The sequence below is a fragment of the Robiginitalea marina genome, assembly GCF_024006985.1.
GTDB lineage: Bacteria > Bacteroidota > Bacteroidia > Flavobacteriales > Flavobacteriaceae > Robiginitalea > Robiginitalea marina.
Genome location: NZ_JAMXIB010000011.1, coordinates 19725 through 36640, shown reverse-complemented (window position 1 = coordinate 36640; position 16916 = coordinate 19725). Strand labels below are relative to the sequence as shown.

Annotated in this window: 11 protein-coding genes and 1 tRNA gene; 6 read left to right on the top strand and 6 right to left on the bottom strand. The window is 55.6% G+C overall.

Going from position 1 to position 16916, the window contains the following annotated elements; translation table 11 throughout:
* Positions 1–293 precede the first annotated feature (293 nt).
* Positions 294–656, top strand: coding sequence for an SPOR domain-containing protein (locus NG653_RS12320; protein ID WP_252742016.1), 363 nt, complete (start codon positions 294–296; stop codon positions 654–656).
* Positions 657–853: 197 nt separating this feature from the next.
* On the opposite strand, the gene infB is transcribed toward NG653_RS12320, so the two are convergent.
* Genes infB through rimP form a run of 3 tightly spaced genes read right to left on the bottom strand, consistent with a single transcriptional unit; the run spans position 854 to position 5268 of the window.
* On the bottom strand, positions 854–3502 hold the full coding sequence (gene infB, locus NG653_RS12315) for a translation initiation factor IF-2 (protein WP_252742015.1): 2649 nt from the start codon (positions 3500–3502) through the stop codon (positions 854–856).
* 45 nt (positions 3503–3547) lie between these two features.
* Entirely contained in the window at positions 3548–4780 is a 1233-nt protein-coding gene (nusA, locus tag NG653_RS12310) for a transcription termination factor NusA (RefSeq protein WP_252742014.1), read from the bottom strand.
* A 14-nt stretch (positions 4781–4794) separates the two neighbouring features.
* Positions 4795–5268: a ribosome assembly cofactor RimP gene (rimP, locus tag NG653_RS12305; RefSeq protein ID WP_252742013.1), complete on the bottom strand. Its 474-nt coding sequence runs from the start codon at positions 5266–5268 to the stop codon at positions 4795–4797.
* Between the two features lie 389 nt (positions 5269–5657).
* Between rimP and NG653_RS12300 the strand changes: the two genes are divergently transcribed.
* From NG653_RS12300 to NG653_RS12285, 4 genes are all read left to right on the top strand, one after another.
* Positions 5658–7655, top strand: a complete 1998-nt coding sequence (locus NG653_RS12300; protein ID WP_252742012.1) for a S9 family peptidase — start codon at positions 5658–5660, stop codon at positions 7653–7655.
* 121 nt (positions 7656–7776) lie between these two features.
* Positions 7777–8370, top strand: a complete 594-nt coding sequence (locus NG653_RS12295; protein ID WP_252742011.1) for a hypothetical protein — start codon at positions 7777–7779, stop codon at positions 8368–8370.
* Between the two features lie 72 nt (positions 8371–8442).
* On the top strand, positions 8443–10857 hold the full coding sequence (locus NG653_RS12290) for a TonB-dependent receptor (RefSeq protein ID WP_252742010.1): 2415 nt from the start codon (positions 8443–8445) through the stop codon (positions 10855–10857).
* Between the two features lie 318 nt (positions 10858–11175).
* Positions 11176–11526 carry a putative quinol monooxygenase gene (locus NG653_RS12285; protein ID WP_252742009.1) on the top strand — a complete coding sequence of 117 codons (351 nt, stop codon included), beginning with the start codon at positions 11176–11178 and terminating at the stop codon, positions 11524–11526.
* A 126-nt stretch (positions 11527–11652) separates the two neighbouring features.
* Here NG653_RS12285 and NG653_RS12280 read toward each other — a convergent pair.
* Positions 11653–11724: transfer RNA gene (locus tag NG653_RS12280), tRNA-Gln, on the bottom strand.
* A gap of 169 nt (positions 11725–11893) precedes the next feature.
* On the opposite strand from NG653_RS12280, the gene NG653_RS12275 reads away from it, so the two are divergent.
* Positions 11894–15232 carry a glycosyltransferase family 117 protein gene (locus tag NG653_RS12275; protein WP_252742008.1) on the top strand — a complete coding sequence of 1113 codons (3339 nt, stop codon included), beginning with the start codon at positions 11894–11896 and terminating at the stop codon, positions 15230–15232.
* Positions 15233–15286: 54 nt separating this feature from the next.
* Here NG653_RS12275 and NG653_RS12270 read toward each other — a convergent pair whose 3' ends face one another.
* Positions 15287–15583: a thioredoxin family protein gene (locus NG653_RS12270; protein WP_252742007.1), complete on the bottom strand. Its 297-nt coding sequence runs from the start codon at positions 15581–15583 to the stop codon at positions 15287–15289.
* Positions 15584–15662: 79 nt separating this feature from the next.
* Positions 15663–16892 (bottom strand): metallophosphoesterase, encoded by a 1230-nt coding sequence (locus tag NG653_RS12265; RefSeq protein ID WP_252742006.1) that lies wholly within the window; start codon positions 16890–16892, stop codon positions 15663–15665.
* Positions 16893–16916: the final 24 nt, after the last annotated feature.

Sequence of the window (16916 nt, the reverse complement as noted above, 5' to 3'; positions counted from 1 at the left end):
ACAACACCCAAAAACAAGCCCGGCACCCAGGGTACCCGATCGCCTTTAATTGCTGTCTGTTCAGGCCTTTTTATTCGTCTGAAGGGAAGAAAACCCGGTCGCTTTCCACACCTGGAAAACCCGGATTTCTCGCGTTCAAATTGTCGACAAAAATAAGACATAGACTTTATTTTGGAAATCTTAGCTGTTTTATAATTTCTAATTTATAATAATTCTAAATAAAGTGGTAAAGGCCCGTGTGAATGGCCAAATTAGGTACTTTTGAACTGGGAAAAACACAAGAAATTCGAGTTATGAAGAAGCTGTTTTTGGCAAGCCTCCTCGCCCTTGGACTGACAGGCCCCGGGCTTGCCCAGCGTGGTCAGGTATCCATCGACCAGGACCCAGGGATCGGGAAGTTGCTTGAAATCTACAAGGAAGCCAACGCCAGCGCGGGCTTTTATACCATACAAATAGGTTTCGGCACCTATACATATGCCGAAGAGCTCAAAGAAGAGGTTTCCCTTGAATTCCCGGAATACCAACCCCGGATCGTGTTTGATTCACCTACCTACCGCGTGCAGGTCGGGCAATTCAGGAACCGCCTGGAGGCGGAAAAAAAATACCTTGAAGTGCGCAGGAAATTTCCCGGGGCCCTGCTGCTGAAACCGGAATAGCGCTGGGAAATCAAATCCCGATAGTTCCCGGGGCCTCCTCCCAAATCCCAAATTAAGACCTCGGCCTCAACCGATGCAAGTCAGCGCAATAAGCGGTCCCAGCAGAGACCCCATCCATCAACGCCAGTAAAAAACCCCAAGTTCCTCCGGAATTTGGGGTTTTCTTACATAAATATAGTGGTAGGATTCTCTGAACCCTACAAGGTCTTTTTGACCGCCACTTCCTGGAAGGCTTCAATGAGGTCCCCTTCCCTGATGTCGTTATAGTTCCTGATTTGCATGCCGCAGTCATATCCCTTGGCCACTTCCTTCACATCTTCCTTGAAGCGCTTCAGGGAGGAGAGTTCCCCGGTATAGATGACCACTCCGTCCCGGATCAGGCGGATGTTGGAATTCCTGAAGATTTTGCCGCTGAGCACCATACATCCGGCAATGGTGCCCACCTTGGAGATCTTGAAGGTCTCCCGGATTTCTGCCGTACCGGTAATTTCCTCCTTGATTTCAGGGGACAACATCCCCTCCATGGCATCCTTGACATCGTTGATTGCATCGTAGATGATGGAGTAGGTCCGGATATCGATTTCTTCCTTGTCGGCCAGGTCGCGGGCATTGCCCATCGGACGGACATTGAACCCGATTATGATGGCATCTGAGGCTGAGGCCAGGAGCACATCGGATTCCGTAATGGCCCCCACCCCTTTGTGGATGATATTGACCTGGATTTCTTCCGTGGAAAGTTTCTGGAACGAATCCGAAAGCGCTTCCACCGAGCCGTCCACGTCTCCCTTGAGGATGATATTGAGTTCCTTGAACTCCCCGAGGGCAATCCGCCTCCCGATCTCGTCCAGGGTAATATGGCGCTGGGTCCTGACACTTTGTTCCCGCAATAGTTGGGACCGCTTGGCGGCGATTTGCTTGGCTTCCTTTTCGTCCTCCAAAACATTGAACTTATCGCCGGCCTGGGGGGCGCCATCCAATCCAAGGATAGAAATCGGGGATGAGGGCCCGGCCTCCCGGACGATTTTTCCGCGCTCGTCCTGCATGGCCTTCACTTTGCCGCTGCAGGTACCAGCCAAAACATAATCGCCGATTTTGAGGGTTCCGCCCTGTACCAGTACCGTGGAGACGTAGCCCCGGCCCTTGTCGAGGAATGCCTCCACCACGGTTCCGGAGGCCAGCTTGTCGGGATTGGCCTTCAGATCGAGCATCTCGGCTTCGAGCAACACCTTTTCGAGGAGTTCATTGACCCCCTGCCCCGTTTTGGCAGAGATGTCCTGCGACTGGATTTTTCCACCCCAGTCTTCCACCAACAGGTTCATGTTGGCCAGGCCTTCCTTGATTTTTTCAGGGTTTGCCGTTGGCTTGTCGACCTTGTTAATCGCGAACACGATGGGCACCCCTGCGGCCTGGGCGTGGCTGATGGCCTCCCGGGTCTGCGGCATGATGTCGTCATCGGCAGCAATCACAATAATCGCAATATCGGTCACCTGGGCGCCCCTCGCACGCATAGCGGTAAAGGCTTCGTGGCCCGGGGTGTCGAGGAATGTAATTTTCTGTCCGCCGTCAAGGGAAACCGCGTAGGCCCCGATATGCTGGGTGATACCCCCGCTTTCCCCTGCTATCACGTTTTCTTCCCTGATGTAGTCGAGCAGGGAGGTCTTTCCGTGGTCCACATGTCCCATGACGGTTACAATGGGGGCCCTCGGCTTCAGGTCTTCCGGTGCGTCCTCCCGCTCTTCGATTGCTTCTTCTAAATCGGCGGTGACAAACTCCACCTCAAAGCCGAACTCATCGGCCACAATGGACAGGGTTTCGGCGTCGAGGCGCTGGTTCATCGTAACCATGATGCCCAGGGACATACAGGCGGAAATAATTTCGGTAGTGGAAACCCCCATCATCGTGGCCACCTCCTGGGCAGTAACGAATTCGGTAACTTTCAGGATCTTGCTTTCCAGCTCTTGCTGGGCGAGGTCTTTTTCAGTCTGTTGGCGGTGCAGGTCGCGCTTGTCGCGGCGATATTTGGCGCCTTTGCCCTTTTTGGTCTTGCCCTGGAGTTTTTCCAGTGTTTCACGAACCTGCTTTTGCACTTCTTCCTCCGTAGGCTCCACCTTGGGGGTGGAAAAGCGCTGGCCCTTGGGCGCAGCGGCCCGACCCCTGGCCGTATCTGCCTTGGTTACGATCCGGCGGCGACGGCGTTTGCGGTCGTCCCCGGTTTCCTTCTTTTCTTCTTTTTTCTTCTTCGCCTTTTCGAACTGAGACAGGTCGATCTTGTCCTTGATGGTGGGCCCGGAGAGCTTCTGGTATTCCGTCTTGAATTTTTCCGGCTCTTTTGGCTCTTCCTTTACAGGGGCTGCGGGCGGTTCCGCTTTGGCAACGGGTTCCTCCACCGGCGCGGCTTCCTCCTGTACCGGTTTTTCGGGCTCCGGGGCCGGGGCAGGGGCCACGGGCTCCTGAGGCGGGGCCGGTTCCTCAACCTTACGGGGCGCATCGAGGTCGATCTTCCCAACCGTTTTCGGTCCGGCCAGCTCTGCCTTTGCCTTGACCACTTCGGGTTGCACGCGTTTTTCTCGTTCGATCCGCTTCTGTTCCAGCTCCTGCTCCTGTTGCAGGCGGAGCGCTTCTTTTTCCTTTCGCTTCTCCTCCCCGACTTCCTTCGAGGCAACCTTTTTGCTCATGTCCGTCTGGAACTCTTCCAGCAAGACCTGGTATACTTCATCGGATATCTTGGTGGTAGGACGTGCCTCCACCTCATGACCCTGGGCGGAAAGGAAATCCACCGCCCGGTCCAATGAAATATTGAGTTCTCTCAGGACTTTGTTAAGCCTTATGGTTGCGTTGTCTGCCATAAAATACGCGCTCTCGTTTACTCTATTAAGGTGCTAATATATAGCTTAATCTTCAAATTCTTCTTTCAGGATCCGGACCACATCCAAAATGGTTTCTTCTTCCAGGTCGGTGCGTTTGACCAGGTCCTCCACATCCTGTTCAAGGACGCTTCTGGCCGTATCGAGCCCGATTTTCCGGAATTCCTGGATCACCCAGTCTTCGATCTCGTCAGAGAACTCGGTGAGTTCCACATCTTCCTCCACCCCTTCGCGGAACACATCGATCTCATAGCCTGTCAGGTGCCCTGCCAGCCTGATGTTGTGCCCCCCGCGGCCAATGGCCTTTGAAACTTCCTCCGGCTTCAGGTACACCTGGGCCGTCTTGTTTTCATCATTGAGCTTCACCATGGAAACCCTTGCCGGGCTCAGGGCCCGGGTTACCATCAGCTGGGGGTTGTTCGTCCAGTTGATGACGTCGATGTTCTCGTTGCCCAATTCGCGGACAATCCCATGGATTCGGGATCCCTTCATCCCCACGCAGGCCCCCACCGGATCGATCCGGTCGTCGTAGGAGTCCACGGCCACCTTAGCCTTTTCCCCGGGGATGCGCACCACTTTCTTGATAGTGATCAGCCCGTCGAATACTTCCGGGATTTCCTGGTGGAATAATTGCTCCAGGAACACGGGGGAAGTGCGCGACATGATGATCAGCGGTTTATTCCCCTTCAACTCCACGCTTTCGATAATCCCGCGAACGTTGTCGCCCTTGCGGAAGAAATCGGAAGGGATTTGCTTTTCCTTGGGCATGATGATTTCATTCCCCTCATCATCGAGCAGGATGATGGCCCGGTGGCGGATATGGTGTACTTCAGCAGTGTAGATTTCCCCTTCCAGGTCCTTGAACTGCTTGTAAATCGTGGTATTGTCGTGCTCATGGATCTTGGCGATCAGGTTCTGGCGGAGGGCCAGGATGGCCCTGCGCCCCAGGTCGATAAGCTTAACTTCCTCGGAAACATCCTCCCCGATCTCGAAATCCGGCTCGATCTTGCGGGCCTCGGAAAGGGAAATCTCCTCATTGGGCTCCTCCACTTCCCCGTCGGGGACCACTACCCGGTTCCTCCAGATCTCCAGGTCCCCCTTATCGGGGTTGATGATGATGTCGAAGTTGTCGTCAGAACCAAACTTGCGTTTGAGCGCTGCCCGGAACACTTCCTCCAGGATGGCCATAAGGGTAACCCGGTCAATGAACTTATCGTCTTTGAACTCCGAGAATGATTCGATCAGTGCAAGATTTTCCATGTCTTACTATCCGGTTAAAATTTTATAACAACTTTTGCCTGCTCAATGTCGGAAAAGGGGATCACAGCCTCTTTCCGAACCGTATGCTTGCCCTTGCCAACCGGCTTGGGCTCCCTGGCTTTCCAGCACAGGGTAATCTGTTGGTCATCCACTTTTTCAAGGGTCCCTTCCCACTCGGCATCCCCTGACCTGACCTGCAATGTCCTGCCGAGGTTTTTGCGATACTGCCTGGGGAGCTCCAGGGGGGCAGTTGCCCCGGCCGAACTCACCTCCAGCGAAAAATCGTACTGTTCCCGGTCGAGGTGGTGTTCCACGGCCCTGCTGATATCGATGCAGTCCTTCAGGCTCACGCCCTGGTCCCCGTCCAGTATAATCCGGATCGACTGGTCGGCCCCCACCTTCAGGGAAACAGGAAACAGGTCGGGACGCTTTTCCAGCGCCCCGGCCAGCAGTGTCGTTACCTGTTGTTCTAACCCTTCGCCTGCCATTTGGTCACTTTTGCTGAACTATCGGCAATAAAAGAGGGGACTTTAGTCCCCTCATGAATACCTTTTATTCTTTCAGTGGTGCAAATATACGAATTTTTTGATATCCCTAAAACGTGTATCCCTAAAAATCTCAGGGAGTTGACCCGAAGGAGCAGACGGATCAGACTTCCCCACCCGGGCTGCCGAATTATTTCCTATCTTTCCTCCACGATCCCGGACCGGTACTGCCCGGAGGTCACCGCCTGGCCCCGGACATTGACCGGGAAACCTGTTTCAAGGCACCGGGCCGGTTTCCCACAGCGGTTGATGCGGGGGGCTTTTTATACAGTACCCAAATGACTTCAAAAGGATTTTTCCGTAACAACTATTCCGTTTAGCCCTTTTTATCCATGAGAATATTCTGCCTGTTTTCCCTGCTCCTCACCTGCTTCCTGCTCCAGGGGCAGGAACCAAAAACCCGGATGACCCCCAACGATTTGCTGTCGCTCAGGGAGGTGAAGGAAGTGGAGGTAAGCCCCGATTTGAAGTGGATTGCCTATACAGTGACATCCCAGGACACCGTGAAGGACAAACCGGCCACCCAACTTTGGATGGTCCCGGCCGGCGGGGGCGAGGCCCTCCCCATGACTTCGGAAGAGTATTCCGCGGGAAACCCGAGGTGGAGCCCCGATGGGAAATACCTTTCCTTCACAGCGGCCCGGGGGGAAAAAGCCAAAACCCAGGTCTGGGCCCTGAACCGCCTGGGAGGGGAAGCCCGGCAACTCACCAGGGTGAAACAGGGCGTTTCGGGTTATGAATGGTCGCCCGACGGCAAAAGGCTGGTATTGCTGATCCGCGACCCGAAACCAGAGGAACTCACGGAAGATGAGAAGGACGACAAAAAACCGAAACCCCACGTCATTGACCGGTTGCAGTTCAAGAGGGACTACCAGGGATACCTTGACCGGTACCGCACCCACCTGTATACCTTTACCCCCGGGGATTCCACAGCTGTACAGCTTACCTTCGGCGACTTTGACGACAGCGACCCGGCCTGGAGTCCGGATGGCCGCACCATCGCCTTCGTGAGCAACCGCAGCGAGAACCCCGACGGAAATGACAATTCCGATATCTGGACGGTTTCCACAGACACCCCCGGGCCGGAAAACCTCCCCAAACAGGTCACTTTTAACGCGCACGCCGATGACTCCCCCCGGTGGAGCCCGGACGGGAAGTCCCTGGCCTACGTTACGGTAACCGATGGGCCGGCCATCTGGTACGCCACCAATAAACTCGCGGTTATCCCTGCAGCGGGGGGCACACCGCGCCTGCTTACAGAGGCCCTTGACCGCAACGTAAGCGACCCGAAATTTGCCCCGGACGGAAAAGCCATTTATTTCCTGCTCGAGGAAAGCGGCACCCAGGTGCTGGCCTCCGTCAGCCCCACGGGAAACGGCCTTAAAAGGGTGGTAACCGGGGAAATCAGCATTGCCGATTACGCCCTGGCCGGGGAAGAAATCGCCCTGCTGCTGGGCAAAAGCCTGCAGCCCAATGAAATCTTCGGGTACAGAAACGGCCAACTGCGGAAGCTCACCGAAACCAATGATGCCCTGCTTTCGAAATTTCCGAAGCCATTAGTCGAACGGATTCGGTTTTCCAGTGCCGACGGCACCCCGGTGGAAGGCTTTGTAGTAAAGCCGTCCGGATTCACGCCCGGGGTAAAGTACCCGACCCTTTTGTGGATCCACGGGGGGCCCGTTAGTCAGTATGACCATTCTTTCCACGCCCACAGCCAGCTATTTGCGGCCAACGGATATGTGACCCTGCTGCTGAACCCGAGGGGTTCGTCCGGCTACGGGCAGGCATTTTCACAGGCCATTTTTGCAGACTGGGGAACCAAGGACTACCAGGATGTCATGGCCGGGGTGGATTACGCCATTCAGGCCGGGTATGCCGACCCCGACCGCCTGGGGGTCGGTGGGTGGTCCTACGGAGGGATCCTGACCAATTACGTCATCACCAAAACGGACCGTTTCAAGGCCGCCCTTTCCGGGGCCAGTGAGGCCCTCTACCGGGCGAATTACGGGCACGACCATTACCAGTACTACTGGGAGAAGGAACTCGGGTTGCCCTGGGAAAACCCGGAGGCCTGGGAACGGATTTCCCCCTTCAACGACGTGGAAAAGATAACCACCCCCACCCTGTGGATGGGGGGAGCTGAGGACTGGAATGTCCCTATCCTCAATTCGGAACAGATGTACCAGGCCATGAAGCGCCTGGGGAGGGAAACCCAACTGGTGGTTTACCCAGGGGAACACCACGGCATCCAGCGGCCGAGCTTCCAGAAAGACCGTTGGCAACGTTGGCTCGACTGGTTTGGGAACTACCTTAAGCCCTCCCAACCCTGAGCACAAACCCCCAGGATCCGATAGGCCTGACGGACCAAATTGACGAACCGCCCCCGGCTTCCATGCCAAAGAATTTTAGTACCTTGGGGGCGCCTTCGGCCAGGTCGCCGGGAAGCCCCGGATGTGCGGGGACCCATCCTGGCAGGTCCTTATTGCGGTGAAGAAACAACTCCTTTCCATAGCGCTCCTCCTGACCCTCCTGCTCCCCATAGCCGGGACCCTGGGCTGGATGGGACTGCAGAAATGGCAGGTGAAAAGGGAGGTGAAGCAACGGATGCTGGCAGGCATCGACCGGGGGCAGCTCGTGCAGATTCGCCTTTCCCTTGCTGAAGCGAACACCTTGCTGGAATGGGAACACGACGCGGAATTCCGCTACCAGGGGGAAATGTACGATGTGGTGGACTCCTACAGGGAAGGGAACCACATAATCTACTGGTGTTGGCCCGACCGGGAAGAAACCCGTTTATACAGGGAACTGGAAGACCTGACAGCCCGGGCCCTCAGGAACGACCCCCTGCGGGACAAGAGCCGGGGCCAGGTGATCTCCTTTATGAAAACCCTTTTTTTCGAAAGCCAGCCCGCTACCCATTTTTATGCCCCGGTAACCGCCCGGGCCATATCCCAGGTCCCGTACAGCCTTTGTACGGGTATCTCCCCGATGCCCCCAACCCCTCCCCCGGACCCGGGGAAAACCTATTTCGCCGTGATCGCGTAATCCCTCAGAGAGAAGCCGCTATTTCCCTTCACGGCACTACTTTTCAGTTTACCTAACCCAATGCATTATACGATGAAGAAACGCGTTGTTCTTTGGGTTTTGCTGGCCCTTACCGGAGGGACTGCCTTTGCGCAGACCATCACCCTCCGGGACCAGGAAACCGGGAAACCCCTTGAAGGGGCCACCCTTTACAGTGAAAACCCCAAGTATTACACCACCACCAATACCCAGGGACAGGCCGATGTCTCCCGTTTTGAAGGAGCCCTCGAAATCCAAATCCGTTCCCTGGGCTATAAAAACCTGTTTTTGAGCTTCTCCGAATTGCGCAACCAGGGGTTTGAGTTGCAGATGGCGCCGACCAACCTGAGCCTGGATGAGGTAGTGGTTGCAGCGCGACGCTGGCGTGAGATCAGCAGCAACATTTCCTCGAAGATCGTGGCGGTAACCCCCAGGGAAGTCGCCCTCCAGAACCCCCAGACCGCCGCCGACCTGCTGGGGATTTCGGGCAAGGTCTTCATCCAGAAAAGCCAGCAGGGCGGGGGAAGCCCCATGATCCGGGGTTTTGCGACCAACCGCCTGGTTTACACCGTGGATGGGGTGCGGATGAATACGGCCATTTTCAGGGGGGGCAATATCCAGAACGTCATCAACATTGACCCCTTTGCCACCCAGGGGACCGAGGTGCTTTTCGGGCCGGGGTCAGTCATCTACGGCAGCGATGCCATCGGGGGGGTCATGAGCTTCCAGACCCTGACCCCCCTTTTCTCCCTGGACGGGGAGGCATTTGTCTCCGGCAAGGCGATTGCCCGATATGCTTCCGCCAACCAGGAACGCACCGGCCACGTGGATGTGAATGTCGGCTGGAAAAAATGGGCCTTTGTTACCAGCATCAGCTCCTGGGACTACGACCACCTGAGGCAGGGAAGCCACGGCCCCAAAGACTATGTGAAGGGGTTTTTTGTCCGCCGCCAGGATGGCAGGGACGTGGTAGTGGATCAGGAAGACCCGCTGCTGCAGGTTCCCTCTGCCTATTCCCAGGTGAACCTCATGCAAAAAGTGCGCTTTTCGCCGGGGGAAAACTGGGACCTGCAATACGGGTTCCATTTTTCTGAAACTTCCCCCTACGGCCGGTATGACCGCCACAACCGCCTGCGGAACGGGGTTCCCCGGCACGCCCAATGGGACTACGGCCCCCAGCAATGGATGATGAACCTCCTGAGCGTCAATCACCGGGGCAACGGGCGCTGGTATGACGAGGCAACCCTCCGTCTGGCCAACCAGGCGTTTGAAGAAAGCCGGATCACCCGTGACCTGAATGACGATACGCGGGAGGTCCGGGTGGAACAGGTGGATGCCTGGTCGGCTAACCTCGACTTTGTGAAGTCGCTGGGGGAAAAAAACACCTTTTACTATGGACTGGAATACGTCCACAACGGTGTGGCTTCGGACGGGACCACAGAAAACATCGTAACCGGGGCGCTGTCGGATGGGGCGGACCGTTATCCGCAGGCCACCTGGACCTCCCTGGCCGCCTACCTCAGTGATGAATTCCGCCTCACTGAAAAATTCACCCTCGAAGGGGGGGTGCGCTACAACTATTTCCGGTTGAAGGCTGATTTCACCGAAAACCTCCCCTTTTACCCCTTCCCCTTTACCCGGGCCAACAATGAAAACGGGGCGCTGACCGGAAGTATCGGGGGGGTCTACCGCCCCTCTGAAAAATGGGTGCTGCAGGCCAACCTGGGAACGGCCTTCCGATCGCCCAATGTGGATGATATCGGCAGGATCTTCGATTCTGAACCCGGGGCAGTGGTGGTCCCGAACCCCGACCTTGATGCGGAGTACGCCTATAACCTCGACCTTGGGTTCGCCCGCGTGTTTGGGGAGGTTGCCAAACTGGAAGTAACCGGCTATTACACCCGCCTTAAGAACGCCCTGGTCCGCCGCGATTTTGTATTCAACGGACAGGACAGCATCCCCTATGACGGAACGCTCAGCAAGGTACAGGCCATACAAAACGCCGCAGAAGCCGAAGTATACGGGTTGCAACTGGGGGTTGAGGTCAACCTGCCCGCAGGTTTCAGCTTTGCCTCCGACCTGAACCTGCAAAAGGGGATCGAAGAACTCGACGACGGCTCGACCAGCCCTTCCCGCCATGCCGCCCCCTTCTTTGGGGTGAGCCGGTTGAATTTCAGGTCGGGGAAACTGGAAATGCAGCTATACTCAGAGTATCAGGGGGAGCGGGAATTCGAAGACCTGGCCGTGGAAGAGCGCAGCAAGGATGAAATCTATGCCAAGGATGCCAATGGCAACAACTATTCCCCGGCCTGGTATACCCTGAACCTGAAGACTCGCTATGAGCTTTCCGAAACCCTGAGCCTTGGCGCGGGCCTGGAAAATATCACGGACCAGCGTTACCGGCCCTTTAGTTCGGGGATATCGGGGCCCGGGAGGAATTTTATCCTATCCCTGCAGGCCAATTTCTGACCTCCTTTACCGCAGGAACCCTTTAATGCCCCTGAAGGATGCGCACCCGGTCACCGGGAAGCACCTGGCAGGGGCCTTGCGGTTTCGGGCCGGGGGCAATCCCTTTTAACGGGGGTACCCCCCACCCCGGCTCAAGATACCCGAAACCCCTGCAAAAAGCGCTCATTCAAGTCAAAAAGTGCTGTGATTCCCTGGACAGCGCAGGGGCGGGCGGGTCGAAAACCAAAAAGCCTGAGGCCTTTTCGTCCAAAGTACAGGATGCAAATTCGAGCCTGAAAAAATGCTATCTTTCAACCTATTCACCGTAAAACCAACCAAATGAAAAGACTTGACGCCATAGCCCGGTTCCGGATAAAGCCTGGGGAACTTGGCCATTTTAAGGAAATAGCCGCTCAGATGATTAAAGCAGTCCGGGAAAAGGAAAAAGGCGATGGCTGCCTTCAGTACGACTGGTTCTATAACGAGGCCTTGTCGGAGTGTATCGTGCGCGAAATTTACAGGGACTCCGATGCGGTGCTTCAACACATGGGCAATGTGGGGCCGATGCTGGGAAAATTAGCGGCTATTTCCGAGCTCAGCTTATGGGTCTGCGGGTCGCCCTCAGAGGCGTTGAAAAAGGCCTCTGAAGGCATGGACATCACTTATTACGATTTTGAAGCGGGGGCCTGAAACTGCCGGGGGCAGCTTCCGGTTGTTTTTGCCTTAAAGGCCGGGTGGATGCCGTAGCCCGGACAACCCCGGGGGCATGCCGTGGATCATAAAAAAAACCCCGACCTGTTGGTCGGGGTTCTCTCGTTGGCCCACTAGGACTCGAACCTAGAATGACTGAACCAAAATCAGTAGTGTTGCCAATTACACCATGGGCCAGTGCCTTACGAGCGTGCAAATTTAAAATAAACTTTGATTGGGCCAAACAAATTTGATCCAATTTCATCCCCGGGCAAGGGGGCATGTGGTGTTAAACCTTTGGCAAAAAGGGGACCCCATCTGGCCATTAATTGCTAAATTCGCCCCGTACCTGTAAAAGCGCGGATCCATGGTTGCCAAAAACTTCGAGAAGTGGGACACCCTGATGGGGTGGTTTGTTTTTATAATCGCCCTGGCCACTTATGTCCTTACCGTGGAACCAACGGGCAGCTTCTGGGATGCCGGGGAATACATCTCCACCTCGGCCAAACTGCAGGTGGCCCACCCTCCGGGTGCCCCCCTGTTCCAAATGTTGGGGGCCTTCTTTGCCCTTTTCGCCCCTGAGGCCGACAAAGTGGCCCTGATGGTGAACCTGATGTCGGGGGTATCGAGCGCCTTTGCAATTTTGTTTATGTTCTGGACAATTACGAACCTGGGCCGCAAACTGGCGGTGGGGGATGCACCCCTCTCCAACCCGAAGGCCATCGCCTTGCTGGGGGCCGGACTGGTTGGTTGCCTGACCCTTACGTTTTCCGACAGCTTCTGGTTCAATGCCGTGGAAACCGAGGTATACGCCATGGCCAGCCTGATCATGTCGCTGCTGATGTGGCTGGGCCTGAAGTGGACCGACAACCTCGATTCCCCCAGGGGAGACCGGTTCCTGGTACTTATCGCCTTTGTGATTGGGCTCACTTTCGGAATCCAGTTCATGGGGTTCCTTGCCATCCCTTCCATCGGGCTGCTCTATTATTTCAAACGCTACCGCGAAACCACCGTCAAAAACTTCCTGCTGGCCAATGTGGCTGTGGTGGCCGTGCTGATCCTGGTCTATAAGTTTTCACTTACCTATGTGCTGAAACTCTTTGGATGGAGCGAGGTGTTCTTTATCAACGAGGTTGGCCTGCCCTTCAACTCAGGGACCATCATTATGGGCCTGCTGTTTGCCGGGGCCTTTTATTTCGGGCTCCGCTACACCCGCAGGAACCAATACTACCGGGCCAATACCCTGGTGTTGTGCGGGTTGTTCCTGTTCCTCGGGTTTTCCTCCTGGCTGATGCTGCCCATCCGGGCCAACGCCAAGGTGGTGATCAACGAAAACAACCCGGAAGACGCGCGGGCCCTGCTGGCCTATTACAACCGCGAGCAATACCCGGGGGTAGACAGCCCGGTGTACGGGGCCTATTACAGCGACCTGTTTGCCCCCCCGGGGGATAACCGGGACGATAAACCCAAATACGAGCGGGACGAGAAACAAGGCAAATACATTATCGTCAACAAATATGAAGAAGCCCTGCCAGGCCCCAACGAAAACCACGTAGGGCTCCTGCCTCGCATGTGGAGCGACCAGCACGCCGAAAATTACATGAAGTATTTCGGGCCCCTGGAATTCAGCCTGAAATCAAGCAACGAGGAACTCCGGAAGGCTGCCCAACAGGTCAGGGAAGGATTGGCCAACGGGGAAATCGACCAGGAACAGTACATCGGTTTCCTGAGGCGCTTCGGGGAATTCCTGGAGGTACATCCCCCATCGTTATGGGACAACATCCGCTATATGCTGAGTTTCCAGTTCGGATATATGTACTGGAGGTACTTCATGTGGAATTTTGTCGGCAAGCAGGACGACCTGCAAGGCCGGTACAACGGACAGGGTGAATGGATCAGCGGCATCGCTTTCATCGATGCCATCCGCGTGGGCAGCCAGGAGAACCTGCCCAAGGACAAACTCGAAAACAAAGGGCGCAACACCTATTATTTCCTTCCCCTGTTGCTGGGGATCATCGGTATATTGTTCCAGGCTTCGCGCAACCCAAAACAGTTCTGGGTCCTGTTGGTCTTTTTCCTGTTTACGGGCCTCGCCATCCAATTCTATACAAACCCCTACATCTTCCAGCCCCGGGAAAGGGATTATTCCCTGGTGGGCTCCTTTTACGTTTTCGCCATCTGGGTGGGGCTGGGGGTACTGGCCCTGTATGAAGAGTTCAAAAAATGGATCGCCCCCCGTATCTGGGCCCCGGCTGTTACCCTGGCCTGCCTGCTGGCCGTACCGGTGGTGATGGCTTCCCAAAACTGGGACGACCACGACCGTTCGGGGCGTTACACGGCGCGGTCCGCAGCCATGCAATACCTCGACAGTTGCCAGGAAGATGCCGGGGCCATGATCTTTACCATTGGCGACAACGACACCTTCCCGCTTTGGTACGTTCAGGAGATCGAAAATTACCGGACTGACGTAAGGGTGATCTGCACCAGCCTTTTCGCCACGGACTGGTACGTAGACCAGATGAAGCACAAGGCATATGAAAGTGAGGCCATTCCATCGCAGCTTACCCACGACCTGTACCGGTACGGGAACCGGGATGTGATCTACCTGCAAAAGATCACCGACAACCGCTGGGACATCAGGGATTTCATGAACTGGATCGGCAGTGACAAACCGGAGACCAAGCTGCGCTACTACCTGGAGCGGAACGGGGCCGACCTGAGCCAGTACCCTGAAAGCACCCTGGACCTGGTTTACTACCCCACCGATAAAATCCGTGTGCCGGTAAACAGGGAGAACGTCCTGAAAAGTGGCCTGGTCAAAGCCAAGGATTCGGCCCTGATCGTCGATTATATCGATATAGACCTTCCCGGCGCCCTGGCCAAGAACCGCATCATGATGCTAGACATCCTGGCGAACAACAACTGGGAACGCCCCATCTATTTCTCCGGGGGAAGCTTTGACAGCGCAGAATACCTCTGGATGAAAGATTACCTCCAGCTCGACGGAATGGCGTACAAGCTCGTCCCTATCCGCACCCAGAACCGGAGCCCCTTCGAAATGGGCCGCATCGATACCGACCTGATGTACGATGTGGTGATGGGCTGGGAATGGGGCAACTCGGGCGACCCCGACGTTTACATCGATCCACAGACGCGTTCCCAGGGCCTTTCCCTGAGGAGCAACCTGGCCAGGCTGCTGGAGCGCCTCCTGGAAGAAAACAAAATCGACAGGGCACGAAACATCATTGAGCTGTCCCTCACCCACATGCCTGTGGAGCAGTTTGGGTTTTATGCCTTTGTGGAACCTTTCCTGGACGGCTACTACAAGGTTGGGGAAACCATGAAGGCCCGCGACCTGTTCAACCAATTGCAAGCCATTTACCAGGGGCGCCTCGATTACTACGCCGGGGCCCCCGTGGACCAGCAATACGACCAAATAAATGAAATCCTTTCCGACATGGAGGGCTACCGGCGCATCATCGATATCGCCATTGAAAACAACGACCGGGAACTGGCGGAAAAAGAAACCGAAGTCTTCAACCGGCAGCTAGACCGGTTTGGGTTTTACAAGGAAGACCGCCTTTTGGATGAGTTGCCCGCCCTCCCTGAGGCCTCCCCTGGAGCCGTGGTGCCCGACAGCACCCGGCAGGACAATATCCCCATGGAAGGGCCTGACAGCCTGGACTTGCCGGAAGACATCCAATAGGATTCCCAAATCGGGGCCTAAAGAAAATTGTAGCTCCGTTATGGGGCTGGTTGGTCAGAGGTATTCGTTAAGGATACCGATGAGGGTATTGGCATCCTGTTCCCCGCTTTGCCGCCACACCATTTCCCCCTTCTTGTAGATCATAAGGGTGGGCAGGCCTTTGATCCGCAAGGCCTGGGAAAGTTCCTTGTTCTTGTCCACATCAATCTTGATGACCTTGCCCTTATCGCCCAGGGCCGCAGCCACATCGCGGAGCACGGGATGCATGGAGGTTGAAGGTTCGTTCCACTCGGCGTAGAAATCCAGCAGAACAGGGATGTCCTGGTCTATAAGTTCACCGAATTTAGACATATGGCGTGCATTGGGTTCCTCCCAAAAGTAAGAAAATTTGTGATATTCCCTTCCTGATGGCGCAGCAATGGGATGTATTTCAAGACAATCCGGTTTTTCGGAGCCTGATCACCGTGATCTCCGGCCAGATCCCCACGCGACCCGGGTAGCCAAGAAAACCGAAGCCGCGGTTCACATTGATGAACTGGCCGAGTTCCTCATAAACCCCTGCCCAGTATTTATACCGCCATTTGACCGGGCTCCATTTTATCCATCCCGGGATCTCAATCCCGAATTGCATGCCATGGGTATGGCCGCTCAGGGTAAGGTGGTAATGCAGGTCGTCGTGGATGACCTGGTCTTCCCAGTGGGAAGGGTCATGGCTGAGCAGGACCTTGAAGTCGCCAGGGTGGATCCCTTCAGTGGCCTTGCGCAGGTCCCCCGCCTTTTTGAAACCTCCGCGTCCCCAGTTTTCGACGCCGATCAGTGCTATTCGGTCTCCTCCCCGTTCCAGGTAGCGATGCTCATTGAGCAGCAGGTCAAACCCCATCTCGCGCTGGAGTTTTTTCAGGTCTTGCAGGTTCTGTGCCTTTTCTTCTTCGGTGTCCCAGGGGATGTAGTCGCCATAATCGTGGTTCCCAAGGATGGAGTATTTGCCGTCAGGGGCCTTCAGGGTGGCGAACAGGTCAGCCCAGGGAATCATTTCCGAGGTTTTGTTGTTCACCAGGTCCCCGGTAAACAGGATCACGTCGCTTTGCTGCTGGTTGATCAGGGAAACCCCGTATTCGATCTTTTCGCGGTTGTCGAAGCTTCCACTGTGCACATCGGAGATCTGGGTAATGGTATAATTGTGGAACCCATCGGGTAGGTCCTTGAATTCCAGGTCGTATTTCAACACCCGAAAGCGGTACTTACCCCGGTACATGCCGTAGAGCAAGGCTCCGAAGGGGATACTGGCAAGGCCAAGGGCCATTAGGCTGATAAACCGCCGTCGCCCGGGAAGGCTGAATTCCGCCCGGCCTCCGAAAAGGCGGTGGTACCCTGCCATCAGCATGCGGTAGATATCTTCAGAGAACAGGAAGAATATGGTGATCAGGTTAAAGGTCAGGATGGCAATCAAAAAGCCAAAGGCATAACTCTTGGGCCGGTTTAATACGCGGCCGGTATCATCCCCGACGGTAAACTGGTAAATGAAATTGCCCAGGATCAGGAGGGCAATGGCCAGGTACAGGTAGTGCAGCCACGGAAACCGCGTGCCCGATCTGAGGGCCTGCAGGGTATAAAGGGCCATGGCCAGGTAAACGATCACGAACAGGATCCAGCGGAGCATAAAATCTTTTTGCAAATATACCCA